The sequence below is a fragment of the Micromonospora noduli genome, assembly GCF_003264365.1.
GTDB lineage: Bacteria > Actinomycetota > Actinomycetes > Mycobacteriales > Micromonosporaceae > Micromonospora > Micromonospora noduli.
In genome coordinates, this window is sequence record NZ_PYAK01000021.1 from 86817 (window position 1) to 102731 (window position 15915).

A 15915-nucleotide genomic window follows, 5' to 3' on the forward strand; every position below is an offset into this window, starting at 1 on the left:
TTGGGCTTTTTTCCTCTCCTCGCAATCTCCCTGCTCATGACCGACTGAAAGTCCGGTCTGGGTATTCCGGTGCCGCATTTCCGGATCTCTTTTGGCGGCGTTCGACGAACATTGTCGTAGCGGTTTCGACATGACGTCGTCGGGTACTGCCGCCCGGGTCCGCAGAGGTGGACGCCTGATTGAAGGCACGGTTCGCGCTATTCCCCGGTACCCCTTCTTTGGTCCCGACCGGGCAGGCGTCCGGACCCTCCGGGAGCGAAGGAGACCTGATGAAGAACGGAACACGAATTGGTCTGGCGGTGAGCTTCGGCTACCTGCTGGGCCGTCGCCGCAAACTGCGTACCGCCCTCACCCTGGCCGCTGCGGTTGCCGCTGGCCGGGCCAGCCGGGACCCGGGCGGGCTGCTGAAGCGGGGCAGCGCGGCGCTTCAGTCGTCCCCCCAACTGAGCAACCTGAGCCGGCTCGGTGTGCCGTTGGTCAACGCCGGCCGGGCGGCCGCGACTGCGGCGGCCGGCAGCGGCGTCGACGCGCTCACGGGTCGCCTCCGCGGCTCCGCTGATGCCCTGCGTCGGCGCTCCGGCGACCAGCGCGGCGACGACAAGGGCCGCGACGCGGCGAACGACGGGAACGCGACGAACGATCAGGACGCGACGAACGACCAGGACGCGACGAACGATCAGGACAGCACGGCGGCCGGGCAGCGGCGGGGGAGGTGACCATGGCGGGGAACACCAACGCGGGCGGCCTAGGCGACAAGCTCCGTGGCCAGTTGGCCGACGAGGTGCGCAACCTCGCCGGAGCGATAGGCGATCGTGCGGTGAGCGTGGTGACCGAGCGGATCACCGGCGCGACCGGCCGCCTCAGCGAGTACGCGCGCCAGGGCGGCGGCCCCGGTCTGATCGCCGCCGCCACCGGCGCACAGAAGCTGGCTGAGGGCGGGTCACCGGTGAAAGCGATGCTGCACGCCGGGGTGGCCGGCGGTAAGGAGAAGGTGATGTCAGCTCTCGGCCGCACGGGCGGCGGTAAGGGCGGCGGCAAGAAGAAGAAGGTCACCAACATCGTCGAGACGATCGAGGTCGGTGTGCCGGTACGGGCCGCGTACAACCAGTGGACGCAGTTCGGCGACTTCCCGAGCTTCATGAAGAAGGTCGAGAACGTCGACACCGACTCGGACGAGAAGCTGACCTGGAAGGCGCAGGTCTTCTGGTCGCATCGGACGTGGGAGTCGACAATCGTCCGTCAGGTGCCGGACAAGCTCATCCACTGGCGGTCGAAGGGCGAGAAGGGCTCGGTCGACGGCACCGTCAGCTTCCACGAGGTCACCCCGGACCTGACCCGCATCCTGGTGGTGCTGGAGTACCACCCGCAGGGGCTCTTCGAGCACACCGGCAACCTGTGGCGCGCCCAGGGTCGGCGGGTGCGGCTGGAGTTGAAGCACTTCGTCCGGCATGTCATGACCGAGGTGGTGCTCGACCCGGACCAGGTCGAGGGCTGGCGCGGCGAGATCCGTGACTCCCAGGTGGTCAAGGACCACGAGACCGGCCTACGCGAGGAGCGGGAGCAACGCGAGCGGGGACAGGAGCAGCGAGGCGGGGCGCCGGCCGGCACCGAGGACGACGAGTTCGCCGAGGACGAGCAGGCCGAGGAGGAACCGCGCCGCCGGCCTGGCGGGCGACTGCGCCAGCGTCCGCGACGGCGACCGGTCGAGCCGGAGTACGAGGAGGAGTACGAGGCATCCGACGACGGCTACGACGAGGGGTACGCGGACGAACCCGACGAGGAGCCTCCGCCGCCGCCCCGACGTCGTGCGCCGGAGCGGGCCCGCCGGCCTCAGCCCCGGGAGGAGCCGCAACGACCTCGTCCGCCTGTCCGACGTGGACCCGAGCCGCCGCGCCGGCCCGTGGTGCGCCGCCGCCGCGAGGAGGACGAGTGACGCTGGCCGCTGGCGATGCCGCCGCCGGCGGAGCCCTGGAACGCGTGGGCTCCGCTGGCGGGCTCGCCGACGTGGTGGAGACGGTGCTCGACAAGGGTGTGGTGATCGACGCGCAGGTGACGGTCGGGGTCGTCGGCATCCCCCTGGTGGAGATCAACGCCCGGGTGGTGGTGGCGAGCATCGAGACGTACCTACGGTTCGCCGAGGCAGTTGACCGTCTGGACCTCGCCCCGGCCGAGGGCGAGGGGCTGGCCGGTCTCGTCGGTGGTGTGACCGGCGCGGTCCGGGACGTCACCGGGTCGGTCCGAGACGTCACCGGCGCGGTCGGCGACGCCACCGGCAACGTGCGGGACCTTGGGAGGAGCTGACATGGCAGGGGAGACGGGACTCTTCCTCTACGGGCTGGTGCCGGCGGACGTGGAGGCGACGCCCGACGCCGACGGGGTCGGCGAGCCGCCCGGCGAGGTGACCGTGGTCCGGCACGGCGACCTCGGGGCCCTGGTCAGCGAGGTGCCGTTGGACACGCCGCTGGGCCGGTCGGCCGACCTTCGGGCGTACCAGGAACTGCTCGACGGGACAGCGGTCGTTGCGCCGGTCCTGCCGGTGCGGTTCGGCACCGTGGTCACCGGCCCGGACGCGGTGCTCGACCTGCTGCGACCACACCACGACCGGTTCGCCGCCGCGCTCGCCGAGTTGGAGGGCACTGTGCAGTACGTCGTGCAGGGCCGTTTCGAGGAGCCGGCGTTGCTGCGCGTCATCCTCGACGAGAACCCGGCCGCCGCCCGGCTCGCCGAGCAGGTGCGTGGCCGGACCGAGGCGGCCAGCCGGGAGCCCCGGATCCGGCTCGGGGAGCTGATCAGCCAGGCGGTGGAGCTGCGCCGCGAGGCGGAGAACCGACGGCTGCTCGACACGACGGCCGAGTATGTCGTCTCTACGCGGCTGCGCCCGCCCAACCACGAGATGGACGCGGCCCACGTGGCACTTCTGGTGGACAGCAACAAGGAGGACGCCCTGGTCGACGTGCTGGAGGAGTACGCGCAGGATCGCCGGGGCCTGCTGCGGATGCGGCTGCTCGGGCCGCTCGCCCCGTACGACTTCGTCGACGCGCACCAGCTGGCGGGCTGACCGATGGACCTGCTCTGGGCGCTGCTGACCTTGCCGTACGCGCCGGTGCGCGGGCTGACCGCGGTGGTCGGGGTGGTGGCCCGGGAAGCGGAGGCGCGACAGCGGAACCCGGTGAACATCCGGCGCGAGCTGGAGGCGTTGGACGCGGCGGCGGCAGCCGGCGAGCTCAGTGCCGAGGAACGCGACCGGGCCGAGCAGCGGGTGCTGGACCGGCTCACCGGGGGTGCGGGCCAGGCCGGTGAGCGGCCACGTCCGCGCCGGCAGCGCCCGGCCCGCCAGGAAGGAGTGCGCCATGACCGACGGCGACCGCGCCCGGCGACGTGATCCGACCGTCGACGGTTACTCCGACGAGGAGTACGTCGAGCCGGTGTCGGCGGCCGAGGCTGCCCGGGCGGGGCTGCGGCAACTCGTCGAGCTGACCGGTCGCGAGCCTTCGGTGACCACGTCGCTGGAGGCCACCGAGGACGGCTGGCTGGTCGGGGTGGAGGTGGTGGAGGCACGCCGGATCCCCAACTCCATCGACCTGCTCGGCCTGTACGAGGTGGAGCTGGACGTCGAGGGGAACCTGCTCGGTTATCGGCGGCTGCGGCGCTACCAGCGCGGGAAGAGTGAGGTGGATTGAGATGACCGCTGCGCAGCCGCCGCCGGTGGTGCAGAACTCCGGCCAGGTCCTGCCCGCCGGCCATGAGCCGGCGAACCTGGGCGACATCCTGGAGCGGGTGCTCGACCGGGGCATCGTGATCGCCGGGGACATCCGGGTGAGCCTGCTCGATATCGAGCTGCTGACGTTGAAGCTGCGACTGGTCATCGCCTCGGTCGACACCGCACGTCAGATCGGCATCGACTGGTGGGAGCACGACCCGTGGCTCAGCTCGCGGGCCCGTCCGCCGGTGGAGTTGGAACCGCGTGACCCGGCGCAGGTTGAGGTGGAGCGACGGTCCCGGGCGCTACGTCGCGATGCCGAAGTGGAGGAGTGGGATGGGTTCGACGGCTGAGGTGACCATGCAACGTCCTGCCCCGGTCGCCGGGGCCTGGCTGCACGGCGTGGTTCGGAACATCGAGCCGGTGGCGTTGGCGATGATCGTCGGGATGGACGGTGGCCCGGTCCGCGCGGTGCCCGCCGCTGGGCTGATCGCCGTGGTCAGCGCCGCGCCGCTGAACGAGTACGGCGAGGAGTCGCTGCGCCGCAACCTGGAGGACCTGGTCTGGTTGGAGCGCGCGGCTCGGGCGCACCATGCCGTGGTCGAGACGTTGGCTCGCCGGGGGCCGGTGGTACCGGCCCGGCTCGCCACAGTGCACAGCGGCGACGACGGGGTGGCCGCCTCTCTCGCCGCCCGGCGCGCCGAACTGGTCGCCACCCTGGACCGGCTGACCGGGCGCGGCGAGTGGGGCGTGAAGGGTTACCTGGTGCCGGGTGCCGCCAGCGTGAACGCCGAGGCGGCGAGCGCCGGCGGGGTGGGGACGGCGTACCTCCGTCGCAGACGTGCCCAGTTGACCGCCCGGGAGGAACACCAGCAGGTCGCGAGCGCCGCCGCGGACGCGGTGCACGCCGCCCTCTGCGACGTTGCCGTGGCAGGCCGCCGGCACGCCCCACAGGACCGGAGGCTCTCGGGTGCGCCCACGCCGATGGTGCTCAACGGGGCGTACCTGGTCGATGTCACGGAGTTGTCCCGCTTTACCGACCTGCTCGGACAGCTGGGTGGCCGGCACCCGGGGGTTCGGCTGGAGTTGACCGGCCCGTGGCCGGCGTACTCCTTCGTGGCGGATCGGCCGGATCCCGACGGCGCCGTCGGGGAGTCGCGGTGACCGCAGTCCTCGCGCCGAACAGCGCTGACGATTCGCTGGCCTACCGGCCGGTTGCCCTCGTCGACCTGCTCGACCGGGTGCTCGCCACGGGGGTGGTGATCAGCGGTGACATCACGCTGTCCATCGCCGACGTCGACCTGGTCCGGATCTCGCTGCGCGCGTTGGTCGCCTCGGTCGGCGCGCTGGCCTCGCCGGAGAACACCGGATGACCGGGCGGGACGAGGCCGCGGAGCTGGCCGCTGCACTGGGCGCCCAGTCGTGGCTGCCACCCCGGGTCACCCCGCTGGACCGTCGGATCGCGGTGGACCGTGACTCGGTCGAGCGAGGCCTGGCCAGCCTGGTGCTCACCGTCGTCGAGCTGCTGCGGCAACTGATGGAACGGCAGGCCCTACGCCGGGTCGATCTTGGTGACCTCTCCGAGGAGCAGATCGAGCGCATCGGGGTGACGCTGATGGCGCTGGAGGAGCAGATGACGGGGCTGCGCGAGCACTTCGGCCTGGCTCCGGAGGACCTGAACGTGGACCTCGGCCCACTTGGCCCGCTGCTTCCTACCGACTGACCGTGCCCGCACCGGCCAGCCGGCGGCAACCCCTGCGATGGTCGCCGCCGACCGCCTGGGTCAGGCCGGCAGCCGAACGATGTCGTAGTCGGTGCTCGGCGTCGACTCCACGTCGAACCGGCCGTTGACCACGTACAACGCCGAGCCGAGCAGGTCGCCGGTGGCCGGCGAACGCAGCTGCGGGCCGGTGATCTCCCGCTGCACCACCCCGGCGGTGTAGCCGGCGTTCATCCGGACCACCGCGATGACGTTGGTCAGGTTCCGGATCACATAGAGAGTGCGACCGCGCAGCACCAGCCCGTCGGCCCGTTCCACCGAGTAGCCCCCGAGGTCGACGAGGCGACTGCCGCCGGTACGCGGGTCGACGCGTACGAGCTGACCGGTCAGCATCTGCGCGACCAGCAGATCGCCGTCCGGCAGTGCCACGATCCCGTTGTGGTAGACGTCCGGAGTGGCGGCCGGACCGCTGAGCTGCAGCACCCGGAAGGCGGTGGGGGCCGGAAGGCGACCACCCGGGCCCAGGGGCACCACGTACAGCACCTGCCGCGCGGAGTCGGTGAAGTAGACCGCTCGCTGGGTGATCACGAGGTCGTTGACGTAGCTGCCCGGGACATCGGTGAACTGGTAGTGGGCCAGCTTGGTGCCGGTCTCCGCGTCGTACACGCTCGCGCCCCCGCCGGAGAAGTCGGCGGTCCAGAGCCGGCCCTGCGGGTCGAGCTTGAGGCCCGCCTTGTCGGTGCCGGGTGTGCCGGGGATCAGCACCGAGCCGCGTCCGGTGCGTAAGTCACCCCGCCACACGGCACCGTCAAGAATGGATCCCACGAACACTGTGGTGCCACGACCGATCGTCAGTCCTTCCGGAGTGAACCCGTTCGGCAGCGCGATCCGGGCGGGGAACGGCTTCGCCGGATGAGCCGCCGCCGGTGCGCCGACCGAGACCACCGTCGCCGCCGCCACGAGGGGGACGATGAGAAGAGAGAGCAACTTGCGCAAGGAACACCACCTGACGTCGCAGTGGATAACTCCACTGAGGAATGTGACGCCTTAGGAACGCCCTGGGCGCGACGAAAGGTTGTCCTGTTCTGATCACTCCCGGCCGGCGGCGTACGCGGCCAGGCCGGCGACCTGGGCCGGGTCCAGCGACGGCCGTACCCGGGCCCGTGCGGTCGACACGTGCTCGGCGGTGACCGTGGCGGCGGCGAGCGACTCCCGCATCGCAGCCAGCGCAGCCTCGCGGATCAGCGCCGCGCAGTCCGCGGCGGAGAAGCCGGTCAGCTCGTCGCCGAGGGCCGGCAGGTCGACGTCCGGTGCCAGCGGCACCTGCCGGGACGCGGCCCGCAGGATCTCCGCGCGGGCGGGACCGTCCGGCGGCGGCACGTAGACCAGCCGCTCCAACCGGCCCGGCCGAAGCAGCGCCGGGTCGACCAGGTCCGGCCGGTTCGTCGCACCGACCACCACCACGTTGCGCAGCGTCTCCACCCCGTCCAGCTCGGTGAGCAGGGCGGCGACCACCCGGTCCGTGGTGCCCCCGTCGGTGACCTGGCCGCGGACCGGCGCCAGCGCGTCCACCTCGTCCAGGAAGATCAGCGTGGGGGCCGCCTCCCGGGCCCGACGGAACAGCTCGCGGACCGCGCGTTCGCTCTCACCGACCCACTTGGAGAGCAGTTCGGCCCCCTTGACCGACAGCACGTTGGCCCGCCCCGAGCCGGCCAGTGCGGTGACCAGGTAGGTCTTGCCGCAGCCCGGCGGCCCGTAGAGCAGCACGCCGCGCGGCGGCTGCACGCCGAGGCGGGCGAAGGTGTCCGGGTAGGTCAGCGGCCACAGCACCGACTCGGTCAGCGTCTGCTTGACCTCGTCCAGGCCGCCCACGTCGTCAAGGGTCACCGACGCCAGATCCAGGGTGGACGCCGCCATCGTGGTGGGTCGGACCACCTCCCGGGCGGCGGTGAAGTCGGCCATCGACACAGTCGGCGTCTCGGCGGCCTTCTGCCGCAGCGCCGCGCGTACCCCGGCCTCCCGGACCAGCGCGGCCAGGTCCGCCGCGACGAACCCGGGGGTACGCGCGGCCACCTCGTCCAGCCGGACGTCGTCGGCCAGCGGCACCTGCCGGGTCAGCACTGTGAGCTGTTCGCGGCGCAGCGCCTGATCCGGGAGCGGGACGCTGATCCGCAGCGACAGCAGGTCGGGGGCGCGCAGTGCCGGGTCGACCGCCTCCGGCCGGCCGGTGGTGCAGACCACGGCGACGCCGGCGCGGATGCTCTCCGCGAGGACCTGACGGAACACCGTCGCCACCGGAGGGGGATCGTCCGCGGGGGCGAGCGCCTCGACGTCGGTGACCAGCAGTACCGCCGGCCCTTCGGCCCGAGCCGCCGATGCCGCGACGCGCAACCGCTCGGCGGCGGCCTGACTGGCCAACGCGGCCACCTCCGGCGCCCAGAGCGGGTGGACGCGGGCACCGACCCGGGCGGCCACGGCCCGGACCAGCGCCGACTTCCCGGATCCCGCCGGACCGACGAGCAACACCCCCAACGAGATGGTGGTGCCGAGCCGGCCCAGCACCTCCCGGTGGTGGAAGCCGAGGTCCAGCAGCTCGGTCAGCTCCTCGGCCTGGGCCCGCAGCCCGGGCAGCTCGTCCACGTCGGGCGCGTCCTCAGCCGCAACGGCGTCGGCGCTCGTACCCGGTCGGGTCGACGCGGCACCGACCGGGGCGGGCCCGCCGTGGGTCGTCGCACCGTGCTCCCAGGCGACCGATGTGCCCATGGTGACCAGCGCGCCGGCCGCCGGCTCGACAGTGACCACGCTGAGCAGCGTGCTGGTCCAGGCGAAGCCGACGGTGTTGGCGAGGCTGCGTCGCGCCGCCTCGACCAGGCTGCGGACCGAGGCGTCCGGCAGCACGTCCTGCGGCAGCAGCGACACGTCGTCCCCGGCGGTGAGCACCTTGCCCAGCAGGGCGAGCCGGAGCATCTCCGGGCTGACCGCCGCGACGACCCCCACCGGCCCGGCCAGGACGACCCGGCTCGCCGAGACCAACGGCACCGGGCTCACCCGCACCTGACCGCCGTCGCGCAGACCCAGGTTGCCCAACGTCAGGTCGTCGGCGTACAGCAGGGCGCTGCTCGCGCCCGGCCCGGCCGCCACCGCGATCCCGGCCGTCTCCCGGCGGCCGACAAGGCGGACCGGGTCGCCGGGGCGCAGCCCCAGCGCTGTCAGTGCCTCCGGGTGCAGGCGCACGATGCCCCGTCGGGCGTCCAGCGCCGCCGGCCGCAGGCTCGCCGTCAAGGTCAGGTCGGGTTGCGCCACTGCCCGACCGTAGCCGCCGGCAGCCAGCCCCGCCGGTCAGCGCCGCGGATCCAGCTCGTCCAACAGCGTCGGGTCGCGTCGGATCAGCTCGGCCAACCGGGCCGCCGGGTCCGGGGCCAACCCGTCCGGACCGGGTGCCCAGGCGGGCACCGTCCGGCCGGAGAGCGGCCAGGCTGGCGGGGGTTCCACCGGCGTCGGCGGGGGAACCGGTCCGACCGTGACGGCAGGCCCGTTCCAGGAGACCCGCATCGGGTACGTCCGCCCGGCGTGTTCCACCTGCACGGTCACCGCCAGCCCGGGGTACGCCCCGACGACCTGGCGGATCGCCTCGGCCACCTCCTCGACCGGCCCCCATCCGGCCACCTCGCTCGGGGCCTCCACCCCCGCGTGGCGGCCCGACCGGGCGTTGCGGGTGTCACCGCCGAGGCCGGGCGGGCTCGACGGTGCTGTGGTGTCGTCACGGTCGGCGGCCCGACGGCGCGACGCCTCCTCACGTCGGGCCAGCCGGGCCAGCGTCTCGTCCAGGTCGCCCCTCACCAGATCACCTCTTCCCGCCATGGCCGGAGCTGGTCGGCTCAGGCCCTCCTGTCCCGGGTGGCGCGGTCCAGCGCGCGGTCCAGGACGACCAGTAGCGCGTCCCGCACCGAGAGCCGGTCGCGGGCATCGAACTGCACCAGGGGTACATGATCACCGATTGCCAGTGCCCAGCGGATCTCGCCGAGTTCCAGGGCCAGTCGCCCGTCGAAGGCGTTGACCCCGACGACGAACGGCAGCCCGGCCCGCTCGAAGAAGTCGATGGCCGGGAAGCAGTCGTCCAGCCGGGCGCTGTCCACCACCACCAGCGCGCCGAGCGCTCCCCGGGCCAGGTCGTCCCACATGAAGCCGAACCGGGTCTGCCCCGGCGTGCCGAACAGGTAGAGCTTCAGGCTGCGGTCGATCGTCACGCAACCGAAATCCATCGCCACAGTGGTGGTGGTCTTGGTGGACCGGGCACCCGGGTCGTCGACGCCGATCCCGGCGGTGGTCATCTCGGCCTCGGTGGTCAGGGGCGCGATCTCGGAGATCGCACCCACTGTGGTGGTCTTGCCCACCCCGAACCCACCGGCCACCAGGATCTTGACCGGGATCGGCGGTGCGGCCGGCTTACCGGTCGGAGAGATCGACCCCGCATCGGACGAGGGCCGGTACGGAGGCGGTGCGGTCGCGGGCGGGCTCGCCCGCCCGACTATCGGCCCGGTGCCCGGGGACATGCCGTAACGGGCGGCGGCGCTGTTCGCGGCGACCCCGCCGAGCGGGGCGACCGGCCATTCAGGAGATCGCACGGAGTCCATCAATCACTCGCAGGATGAGATCGGGGTCGACAGCGTCGTCGGTGTCGGTCACGTGCACGTCCAGGTGCCCGGCGGCGCGTAGGTCGCCGACCAGGACCCGCGTCACGCCGAAGTGCAGTCGGGCGCGTGCCGAGATCTCGGCCACCGAGATCGGCTCGGCGCAGAGCGCGATGATCGTCTGAAGTTCCGGTGCCAGCAGGGCGCCGGGTGGGCCGGCCCACCAGCCGCTGTCCACGCGGACGGTCACCTGGGTCTCCAGACCGATCGCCGGGTCGGCACCCGAAACCCGCCCGGAGGTGAGCACGAACGGACGGGGACCGGCCGGTTGGTCCCCTTCCGGATCCGGCTCGGACAGCGCCGGTGTCGCCGCCGCGCCCACCCCGGCCGGGGGTGACGTGCGCAGGTACGGGCGGATCCGAACCCTCGGGTCCGGATCCGGATCCTCGCCGGCGACGTCGGGGGTCACTGCTGAACGGCGTTCTTCAACTCGACGATCAGTCGCGGGGTCAGGGCGCCACCGGCCCGCCCGGCGAAGAGCGTCATCTCGTACGCGACGGTGCCCAGGTTCGCCGAACGGTCGGCGACCACCCCGAGCACGGAACCGCTGCTGATCGCGCTGATCAGCAGGTAGCCGTCGGCCATGTCGACGATCACCCGGTTCAGGCCGCCGAGGGCGTACCAACTGGCGGCCCCACCGGCGAGGCTGGTCATTCCGGACACGACGGCGGCCAACCGCTCCGCGTTGGACCGATCCTTGATCGCCGACATGGCCATCAGCAGACCGTCCGAGGAGACCGCGATCGCCTCCAGGACCCCGGCGGTGCTGGAGGTGAACGAGTCCAGCAGCCAGTTGAACGTACGGGCCTCCGGGCTGAGATCCCCATTGGCGCTGGGCTGACTCTGGTCGACATTGTCGTGCAGGAAGGGGCTGGTCACCGTGATGATCCTTCTTCGTTCCGGTGGTCGGGGCTGACTTCGCGGAGAGCGCGGGCGACGCCCGCCTCGAACTCGCTGATGAGGTCGCGGACCTCGGCCGGGTCACCGAGGTGGGTGCTGGGCGGTTGGCAGACCGGGATGGCGGTGAGGTTCGCTCCCGGCACCCGTCGGCTCAACCGGGGCCGCTCCGGTGCGGCATCGGTCGAGCCACCACCACGCGGCACCGTGGGGCCGGCGCCTCCCGGGGTGCTGGGCAGGTCGACGGTCGTGCCCAAGTCCACCACGGCCGCCCCGGCGCTGGCCGTCGGGTCGCTGGCCGTCCGCGCCGACGCGCCGTCGAGGCCCGGCGCCACGTGCAGCTCGGCGCGGCGTACACCGGCTTGGAAGGCCTCCACCAGCGCGCGGGCAGCGGCGGGGTCTGCGCCGGTGGCGTCCACCGGCCGGGTCGTCGGGGCGGTGGCGTGCAGCGTGGCCCCGGGAACCCGCTGCCGTACCCGTGGCCCGCCCGGCTTGCCCACCGGTTCGGGACTCTGGGGTTCGGGAACGGTCTCCTCCGGCTGGCCCCGACCGAACGCGTTCCAGGACGGGCCGGCGTCCAGGCTGAGGGTGGCCCGGCTCAGCAGGTCCGAGTCGAAGCGGGCCGGCACGGCGACGGCCACCGCGCTGGGCCGCGCTTCCCGCTCGGGGTTGGGCGTGGCCGTCGTACGCCGGTCCCGATCCGGCACCGCGGCGCGGGCAACGGTGGCCCCGGCGCGGTCGGCGCGGCGCAGCACCAGCGACGTCGACGGGATCTCCAGCTGTGCGGTCACCCCTCCGCCGCCGGTGGCGGCCAGGGCGACCTGCCAGCCGTGCCGACGGGCCAACCGGCCCACCACGAAGAGACCGAGCACCTCGGTCGGGGCCAGGTCGAGCCGTTCCCGGCGGGTGAGCCGGGCGTTCTCCTCAGCCAGGCGTTGCTCGCTCATGCCGATGCCGTGGTCCACCACGGTGATCCGCGCGCCGAGGCCGGACGTCTCGGCGGCCACCAGCACCCGGGTGTGCGGCGGGGAGAAGACTGTGGCGTTCTCCATCAGCTCGGCCAGCGCAAGGACGAGGTCACCGACCACCGCCGGCGCGGCCGAGACGCCCGCCGGCACCTGCACCTCCACCCGGGTGTAGTCCTCGATCTCACCGAGTGCCAACCGGACCACGTCGGCCAGCGGCACCGGCGCGGTGTGCGCGTCGGCCCCGGCCGAGCCGGAGAGCACCACGAGGCTGCCGGCGTTGCGCCGCAACCGGCTGGAGATGTGGTCGAGTCGGTACAGGTGCTCCAGGCGGCCCGGGTCGGCCTCCTGCTGCTCCAGCCGGTCGATCAACGCGATCTGCCGACCCACCAGGTTCTGGGTACGTCGTCCGACGTGGCCGAACATCTGCGCCACGTTGCGTCGGCCGGCGACCTGCCGCTCGACCAGTTGCGCCGCGGTGTTCTGCACCCGGTCGAAGGCCCGCGCCAGGTCGCCGATCTCGTCGTTGGCGCGGATGTCCACCGGCTCCAGCCGGACCGCTTGAGGTCTCTCCGCCTCGTCGTCGGTGACCCGGACCAGCTCCGCCTCCGCGACCCGGGCGACCCGGTCGGCCGAGCGGGTGAGTCGGGTCAGCGGTCGGGCCACCGTCCGCGCCACCGCCACGCTGAGCAGCACCACCAGCGTCAGGATCAACGCCGCCGCGGCGCCGACCAGGTACGCGGCGGTCAGCGCGCGCCGCTGCTCGGCCGTCACCTCGGCGAGCACGTCGGCGACAAGCTTCTTCTCGACGAACTGACCGAGCCGGATCATCGTGCGGACGGCCGGGAAGAGCGCCTCCAGCGGCACGTCGCGGACCGCGGCGGCCGGATCCCGGGCGCTCCTGACCAGGAAGTCGGGGCTGGTACGCGCGGCCACGGCGGCGTCGTTGAGCTGTGCCACAGTGAGCTGCTCGGGCGTGATCAGGCTGCGGAAGCGCGAGTTGTCGACCATGAGCGCGGCGATGCACGCCACGTACCCGGCGGTGGTGTCCGGGGTGCCGATCGCCTTGACCAGCAGGCTCAGGGTGGCGCAGGTGCCCAGGCCCTCGTCGGCGCGGAGCAGCCCGTCGAGGGCGAGCACCTGACGGCCCGGCAACGTGTCGGTGTCCACGCCGACCACCAGCCGCAGCGACTCGATGATCCCCTTGTTGACCGGGCCGAACGCGTCCATCACCTGACCCGGGTTGGCGGCCCGGGCCAGGACGGCAGTGCGCAGGTCGATGAGGCCGGACACGCCGTCGAGGGCGCTGTCGACCTGGTCGGTCAGCGCGTCGCTCCGCGCCGCCCGGAGGTCGGCCACCCGGTCGTCCACGTCGGCGGACTTACGGACCAGCTCACTGCGTTCGACCCGGCCGAGCAGGAAACCGACGGAGAGGATGCGTTCCTGCTGGAGGTCCTGGACCAGGCTGCCGACCCGGCTGGCGAGCCGGACCCGTTCGGCGGTGTCGCCGGCCCGCTGTGCCGCGGCGACCCGGTCGAGCATCACCGGCACGGCCAGGCCGACCATGCTGAGCAGCGGAATCACCACGAGCAGCGCGAGCTTGCCGCGGATCCGGAGCCTACCGAGCAGCATCGAACGCCCCCCACTGTGCGGTCTCCGGGTCACGGGCCGCGCCGACCGGTTGCAGCGCACGCGGCTCGTCAGCTGGCGGCTGCCACGGGTCGCGGTGTGGCGGGGTGTCGGGAGTCTCCGTGTGGGTCGCGGCCAGGGCGGCCCGACGCTGGGCCCGGCGAGCTGCGGCGACCAGCAACGCGGCGAGCCAGCTCAGCAACAGGACGGCGACGACACCCGCCCCGGCGGTCAGCCAGCGGTCCCGGTTGAGCCGGTCGATGCGCTCGGCCAGCACCGCGTCCAGTTCGGTGAGGATGACCGGCTGAAGTTGGCGGGCCGAGCGGTGCGAGTTGAGCGCTGCGGCACTCAACTGGCCCGGGTTGACCACGCCGGTTTCCTTGCCCGGCACGGAGTACGCGGCAAGCGCCTCCACCGAACGCTGGTAGGTGTCCAGCGGGGTCAGCACGTTGGCACCGAGGTCGGTGCTCTCCGAACCGTCCACGGCCGAGCGAAGGTTGTCGACGAGATCGGCGGCGGGGGCCAGGGCGGACACCCGCAGGCCGGTCAGTTCCAGCAGGCCGCGCGGTTGGTCGGCGGCCGGCCGGCGGGAGACCAGCGTGGCGAGGTCGGCCAGCCGGCCGGCGGCCACCACCGCCTCGGGCAGTTCCTGGCCGGCGCTGTCCTGGAGGAAGAAGGAGTCGGCCTCGGGGTCGCGGACCAGCCCGGAGCTCTCCCGGACCTTCCGGTGCAGGGCCAGCAGCAGGTCGGAGACCTCGCCGTAAGCGGTGTAGGCGGCCTCGGGGTCGGATGCGCTTCGCCCGCGCAGCGCCTCCAGCTTGGCCCGTACGCCGGCCCAGCGTTCCTGGCTGAGCAGCTCCCCGCCGATGCGGGCGTCCACCTCGGCGGCCTTCTCGACCGCCCCGTTCAACGCCTCCCGGGCGACGGGGCGACCGTTGACCGCGTTGGACTGGGCTTCCACGAGGGCGTCGGTGACCGCCGCCAGCGCGGTGAGGTACTGCACGCCGAGCCGTTCCCGGGCGGCGAGGTCCCGATCGTCGGTGACCTGCCGCCAGTTCGACGTGACGAGCAGGCCCAACGGTGCCAGCAGTGCTCCGATGAGCAGCAGGGGCAGTAGCCGGCCCAGCGTGGACGGCCGTCGACGGGCCCGCGGCGCGGGGACTGTCATGTGTGTCTCCTCCGGCGTGGGGCGCTGATCGGCGCGGCGTCGGGCTGGCCGACAAGTCCCGTGCACCGGACCGGAAAACTAATCGAACCCCCGCCTGGGCAGACCCAACTCGGTTAGTCAGGTTCGCGTCACTTCGAGCCATGTCACCATTTGTCCGCGTTACCGGCACGCTCTGTGTCAGCTGTGGGTGTGACATGGAGGGATCGAGGTGGATATCCGCGGAAGATCGGAATTCACGGGATCCGAACTCAACTCACTGTGCCGCGTCGATCGGTGCGCGCTCGCACCCCACTGCGCACCGATCGGGGCAACCGGACGGACGTACGGCGGATCTCAGCCAACGCTCAGGCTGCGGGCCGTACCGTGTGCCGCATGACATCGCCGTCGCCGGCCGCGTGGTTCCGGCGTGCCCTTCCCACCCGCCGCCGGGCGATCGCCGCCGCGGTGGTCGTCGTGCTGTTGGCCGCCGCCGTGACCTGGGCGGTGTGGCCACAGGGACCGGGCGTACGCACCGAGAGCGCGATGCTCACCGTCCGCTCCGGACCGTCCGGTGACCAACCGGTGAACCTGGACACCACCCTCTACCTGCCGGACGACGCCTCGTCCGGTCGGAAGGTGCCGGCGGTGCTGCTGGCGCACGGGTTCGGCGGCACGAAGGAGTCGGTGCGCTCCGACGCGGAGGAGTTCGCCGGGCGTGGCTACGCGGTGCTCACCTGGACCGCGCGGGGCTTCGGCCGCAGCGGCGGTGAGATCCACCTGGACAACCCGGACTACGAGGTACGCGACGCCGAGCGGCTGCTGGACTGGCTGGCCGCACGGCCGGAGGTGCGCACCGACGCCGCCGGCGACCCGAAGGTCGGTGTGGTCGGCGGCTCGTACGGCGGTGGGTTGGCGTTGCTGCTGGCCGCCCAGGACCGTCGGGTCGACGCGATCGTGCCCATGATCACGTGGAACGACCTGTCCCGCGCGTTCCTGCCGGAGAGCACCGGCGGGGCGCCCACCGAGGGTGTGTTCAAGAAGGGCTGGGCCGGCCTCTTCTTCGGCGGGGGCGGCAACGTGGGCTCCGGCCCGGCCGGGCTCTCCGGCGCGACGGCCGCCCAGCCGCAGGGCGCACCGGCGTCGGCCGGCCCGCCCAGCCCCGGGCC

General features: G+C 72.8%; 19 protein-coding genes. 11 read left to right on the forward strand and 8 right to left on the reverse strand.

From position 1 onward, the window contains the following. Positions 1 to 269 precede the first annotated feature (269 nt). The 10 genes from GUI43_RS17815 to GUI43_RS17860 are packed head-to-tail and all read left to right on the forward strand — an operon-like array spanning position 270 to position 5423. On the forward strand, positions 270 to 716 hold the full coding sequence (locus tag GUI43_RS17815) for a hypothetical protein (protein ID WP_112582911.1): 447 nt from the start codon (positions 270 to 272) through the stop codon (positions 714 to 716). Between the two features lie 2 nt (positions 717 to 718). Further along, complete coding sequence (locus tag GUI43_RS17820) at positions 719 to 1933, forward strand: SRPBCC family protein (protein WP_112699306.1); 1215 nt, start codon at positions 719 to 721, stop codon at positions 1931 to 1933. Beyond that, positions 1930 to 2301: a gas vesicle protein GvpJ gene (gene gvpJ / locus GUI43_RS35145; protein ID WP_112582913.1), complete on the forward strand. Its 372-nt coding sequence runs from the start codon at positions 1930 to 1932 to the stop codon at positions 2299 to 2301. The genes GUI43_RS17820 and gvpJ overlap by 4 nt, the downstream gene beginning before the upstream one ends. A 1-nt stretch (position 2302) precedes the next feature. Continuing rightward, positions 2303 to 3058, forward strand: a complete 756-nt coding sequence (locus tag GUI43_RS17830; protein WP_112605189.1) for a GvpL/GvpF family gas vesicle protein — start codon at positions 2303 to 2305, stop codon at positions 3056 to 3058. Positions 3059 to 3061: 3 nt separating this feature from the next. Beyond that, positions 3062 to 3382: a gas vesicle protein GvpG gene (locus GUI43_RS17835; RefSeq protein WP_112605192.1), complete on the forward strand. Its 321-nt coding sequence runs from the start codon at positions 3062 to 3064 to the stop codon at positions 3380 to 3382. After that, positions 3351 to 3680 (forward strand): gas vesicle protein GvpO, encoded by a 330-nt coding sequence (locus GUI43_RS17840; RefSeq protein ID WP_112582916.1) that lies wholly within the window; start codon positions 3351 to 3353, stop codon positions 3678 to 3680. Before GUI43_RS17835 ends, GUI43_RS17840 begins: the two co-directional genes overlap by 32 nt. A gap of 1 nt (position 3681) precedes the next feature. Beyond that, positions 3682 to 4053, forward strand: coding sequence for a gas vesicle protein (locus GUI43_RS17845; RefSeq protein ID WP_112582917.1), 372 nt, complete (start codon positions 3682 to 3684; stop codon positions 4051 to 4053). Beyond that, on the forward strand, positions 4037 to 4864 hold the full coding sequence (locus GUI43_RS17850; protein ID WP_211326718.1) for a GvpL/GvpF family gas vesicle protein: 828 nt from the start codon (positions 4037 to 4039) through the stop codon (positions 4862 to 4864). The genes GUI43_RS17845 and GUI43_RS17850 overlap by 17 nt, the downstream gene beginning before the upstream one ends. Next, positions 4861 to 5073 (forward strand): gas vesicle protein, encoded by a 213-nt coding sequence (locus tag GUI43_RS17855; protein ID WP_167457614.1) that lies wholly within the window; start codon positions 4861 to 4863, stop codon positions 5071 to 5073. Before GUI43_RS17850 ends, GUI43_RS17855 begins: the two co-directional genes overlap by 4 nt. Next, positions 5070 to 5423: a gas vesicle protein K gene (locus GUI43_RS17860; protein WP_112605198.1), complete on the forward strand. Its 354-nt coding sequence runs from the start codon at positions 5070 to 5072 to the stop codon at positions 5421 to 5423. Before GUI43_RS17855 ends, GUI43_RS17860 begins: the two co-directional genes overlap by 4 nt. A gap of 60 nt (positions 5424 to 5483) precedes the next feature. On the opposite strand, the gene GUI43_RS17865 is transcribed toward GUI43_RS17860, so the two are convergent. The 8 genes from GUI43_RS17865 to GUI43_RS17900 all read right to left on the reverse strand — a co-directional run bounded on the left by GUI43_RS17865 (position 5484) and on the right by GUI43_RS17900 (position 14770). Further along, entirely contained in the window at positions 5484 to 6416 is a 933-nt protein-coding gene (locus GUI43_RS17865) for an SMP-30/gluconolactonase/LRE family protein (protein WP_146754566.1), read from the reverse strand. A gap of 93 nt (positions 6417 to 6509) precedes the next feature. Continuing rightward, positions 6510 to 8723, reverse strand: a complete 2214-nt coding sequence (locus GUI43_RS17870; protein ID WP_112699307.1) for an AAA family ATPase — start codon at positions 8721 to 8723, stop codon at positions 6510 to 6512. 36 nt (positions 8724 to 8759) lie between these two features. Next, entirely contained in the window at positions 8760 to 9260 is a 501-nt protein-coding gene (locus GUI43_RS17875; RefSeq protein ID WP_112582922.1) for a hypothetical protein, read from the reverse strand. Between the two features lie 38 nt (positions 9261 to 9298). After that, entirely contained in the window at positions 9299 to 10054 is a 756-nt protein-coding gene (locus GUI43_RS17880; RefSeq protein ID WP_181562527.1) for a GTP-binding protein, read from the reverse strand. Further along, a complete protein-coding gene (locus GUI43_RS17885) occupies positions 10032 to 10520 on the reverse strand; it encodes a DUF742 domain-containing protein (RefSeq protein ID WP_112699308.1) in 489 nt (162 codons plus the stop codon). Before GUI43_RS17885 ends, GUI43_RS17880 begins: the two co-directional genes overlap by 23 nt. Next, positions 10517 to 10990 carry a roadblock/LC7 domain-containing protein gene (locus GUI43_RS17890; RefSeq protein WP_091402960.1) on the reverse strand — a complete coding sequence of 158 codons (474 nt, stop codon included), beginning with the start codon at positions 10988 to 10990 and terminating at the stop codon, positions 10517 to 10519. The genes GUI43_RS17885 and GUI43_RS17890 overlap by 4 nt, the downstream gene beginning before the upstream one ends. Then, on the reverse strand, positions 10987 to 13605 hold the full coding sequence (locus GUI43_RS17895; RefSeq protein WP_112699309.1) for a sensor histidine kinase: 2619 nt from the start codon (positions 13603 to 13605) through the stop codon (positions 10987 to 10989). Before GUI43_RS17895 ends, GUI43_RS17890 begins: the two co-directional genes overlap by 4 nt. After that, positions 13592 to 14770 (reverse strand): hypothetical protein, encoded by a 1179-nt coding sequence (locus GUI43_RS17900; RefSeq protein ID WP_112582925.1) that lies wholly within the window; start codon positions 14768 to 14770, stop codon positions 13592 to 13594. Before GUI43_RS17900 ends, GUI43_RS17895 begins: the two co-directional genes overlap by 14 nt. Before the next feature lie 372 nt (positions 14771 to 15142). On the opposite strand from GUI43_RS17900, the gene GUI43_RS17905 reads away from it, so the two are divergent. Continuing rightward, a partial coding sequence (locus GUI43_RS17905; RefSeq protein ID WP_146765921.1) for an alpha/beta hydrolase occupies positions 15143 to 15915 on the forward strand: 773 nt, incomplete at its 3' end.